The organism is Chitinophaga sp. (genome assembly GCF_036566945.1).
Taxonomy (GTDB): Bacteria; Bacteroidota; Bacteroidia; order Chitinophagales; family Chitinophagaceae; genus Chitinophaga.
In genome coordinates this window covers 1-3,016 of sequence record NZ_DATCVJ010000005.1, presented here as the reverse complement: position 1 = coordinate 3,016, position 3,016 = coordinate 1, and the positions used below count along the sequence as shown (strand labels likewise).

Annotated in this window: 3 protein-coding genes; 1 reads left to right on the top strand and 2 read right to left on the bottom strand. The window is 45.5% G+C overall.

Going from position 1 to position 3,016, the window contains the following annotated elements; genetic code table 11:
• Positions 1 to 2,080, top strand: a 2,080-nt coding sequence (locus VIP81_RS00090; RefSeq protein ID WP_331956433.1) for an ATP-binding protein, incomplete at its 5' end; no start/stop codon positions are given.
• A gap of 76 nt (positions 2,081 to 2,156) precedes the next feature.
• Here VIP81_RS00090 and VIP81_RS00085 read toward each other — a convergent pair.
• Complete coding sequence (locus VIP81_RS00085; protein ID WP_331956432.1) at positions 2,157 to 2,480, bottom strand: hypothetical protein; 324 nt, start codon at positions 2,478 to 2,480, stop codon at positions 2,157 to 2,159.
• 185 nt (positions 2,481 to 2,665) lie between these two features.
• Positions 2,666 to 3,016, bottom strand: a 351-nt coding sequence (locus VIP81_RS00080) for a helix-turn-helix domain-containing protein (RefSeq protein WP_331956431.1), incomplete at its 5' end; no start/stop codon positions are given.

The window sequence follows — 3,016 nt, the reverse complement described above, 5'->3', positions numbered from 1 at the left end:
CCGACTGGAAGAAGAAATCGACTCTTTCCTCCACCGGAAAAATAATATCCCCTATGAACTCATCCGCATCCGTCAGCAACTGGCAGATATGCTGGATATACAGGAAGATGATCTTCCGTTTGCCGGCGAACTGATCAAAGTAAAAGAAGCGGAACTTCACTGGGAAAACGCCATCGAAAAAGTATTACACAACTTCGGTCTGCGTCTTCTCGTACCAGAAGAATATATCACGGACATCAACCGGTATATCAATTCCAATAACCTGCAAACCCGCCTCGTATACCACAAAGTAGAAGAGGAGAGCTATACCATGTTGCGGATGCCTTCCGAAAAAGAAAGTCTGCTGCAGAAAATAGATATCAAACCCGGCACCATCTTCAAAGAATGGCTGCAAAACCAGCTGCTCGACCAGTTTGACTATACCTGTACAGATGATATGGCTGTATTTAACCGGTCGCGCAAAGCAGTTACTTCTAACGGACTAACGCGACAGGCTACACGCCATGAAAAAGATGACCGTGCCAACCGCTCCCAAAAAAATAACTATGTACTGGGATGGAATAATAAAAATAAACTTCGCCTGTTGAAAGAAGAACAGGACGAATGCAATAACAACATCGCGACACTGCAGCACAGCATTTCACAACTGGAAGACAGCCGCAAGGCCGTTACCATGATCAACACATTGCTGAACGCATTCCTGTCGCTCCGCAACTACAGCGAAATCAGCTGGCAATCACATGCCGGCGTAATCGAGTCCTTTGCACGTGAAAAATCGCAACTGCTGCAAACCAGCGATAAATACCAGGTGATCTGCGATCAACTGGACGATATCACCGCACAACTGCATGGTAAGGAAAAAGAAAAGGAAAAAACCCTCCAGGAAAAGGGACGACTCGATGATAAAGCCGCAGAAAAACTGCGTCATTTCAACCAGCTGAAAGTCAATAAGCTCGATGATATTTCCCTGCAATACATCCTGGAATACCTGACAGACCTGTCGCTGACCGAACCGGCAGAAACCACCCTCGAACTGGCATCTTACCGTAAACGGGCAGACGACAACATGAAAGCAACCCTGCAGGATGCCATGCGCCAATCTGCTGAAAAAGAAGCTGAAATCACACGGCAGCTGTCGGCTTTTGTGATGCCGCCTAAAGCCATTCACGATGCCTATCCTGACTGGCTCGGCGACGTAACCGATCTGCAGCCGCATGTGAAATACATGGAAGAATTTGCCTCCCTGTATGAACGTATCAAATTCCAACGCCTCATTGAACATAAAGAACGGTTCCGTAAATACATGGACACCAGCATGCTCAATGCCATCACCAACTACCGTGCATGGATATACGGACAGGAAGACCTCATCCGGGAAGTAATGGAAGATCTGAATGAACCACTGCGCAACATCACCTTCAACAAAAATCCGGATACTTATCTGCAGCTGGAATGCCGCCATGTAAAGGATGTAGAGATACGCAACTTCAAAGAAAAACTGAGTGGTGCGGTACCTGATTCCTATAAATATCACATGGAAAAGGATGAAGCCTACGGCGATCAGTTATTCGAAAATATCAAACTGCTCATCGATGAATTACAGCAAAATGAAGCATGGCGCCGGAAAGTAACCGACGTACGCAACTGGCTGGACTTCGGCGCCAAAGAGTTTTATATCGCAGATAACAAAGCATTCAAATATTACGAAGATACCGCCAGTCTTTCCGGTGGCGAAAAAGCACAGTTCACTTACACCATCCTGGGAGCGGCCATTGCCTACCAGTTTGGCATCAACGAAGCCAACAGACAACACCGCAGCTTGCGCTTCATCACTGTAGATGAGGCTTTCAGCAAACTGGATCCTGAAAAAAGCCACTACCTGATGGAGTACTGCGGACAGCTAAACCTGCAGCTGCTGGTAGTAACGCCGCTGGATAAACTAAATATCGCAGAACCGTATATACATGCCTGTCACTTTGTAGCCAATAAAAACAAACGTGACTCAGTAGTGTATAATTTTACGATGGAAGAGTATAGAGATAGAAAGAAAGAGTTTGAGGCGATGGCGGTGATGTCTTAATGATCTTGTAACGCAAATAGCTTGGGCTGAATAACCTGCTCATACAGGTTATTCAGCCCAAGTTATTTACGGCATGTTAATCCCGGCATTGGAACTCCTGAATCACATAATAGGTAGGGCTAATAGAGCCGTCTGACCACTCATAGTGATAAAAGCAGCGATACCGGACAGGGGTACCAGCCAGCACCTGAGAAGACGTGTAATAAATGCTACCCGTCTCACATACGTTATTAATACACTTCTTTGATTGTCCGGTGCAGTTGGTGCAGTCTACCAACTTTTTAGCAGTGTGTGATACGTTTGCGGCCATGACGCCATTTCGGATAGCCGATTGTTGTTGAAAGTGTAACGCAACCATCACACCACAGGCCAGTAAGGCAAGTACGAGGAACTTTTTCATGGATTAATTTTGAGATGAAGGAAATATAAAACGGTTAACAATATTTAATTTATGAATAACAGGGTACGATAAAAATAAGGATTGTTTTTGGCACAACTGCTCCTTGCAAGGGTCTTTTTTTTGCTTGAGAAGTATGCAAAATACATCTCTCTAAAAACAAGTAGATGGGTTAACGTTTCATACTATTATTCTGCCACAAGTTCCATCACCACCGGCTCACATAGCGGCTCCCGGCCCATTTGTTTTCTGCCCCATTCACTCAGCAATGTAATAAAAGGCAATAGTTCTCTGCCGGTGTCGGTTAACTGGTACTCTACCCGCGGCGGTACTTCCAGATATACATGCCGGGTCAACAGCTTATCTTCTTCCAGCTCCCTCAGTACCTGGGTGAGCATCTTTGGGGTGATTCCTGTCACTAAACGGCGTAATTCGCCATATCGCTTTATACCATCTCTCAACTGGTAAATAACAGGGCCTTTATGCTTGCCTCCAATACGCTGAAATGCATAATCTACTGCACAAAGGGTATCGGTATG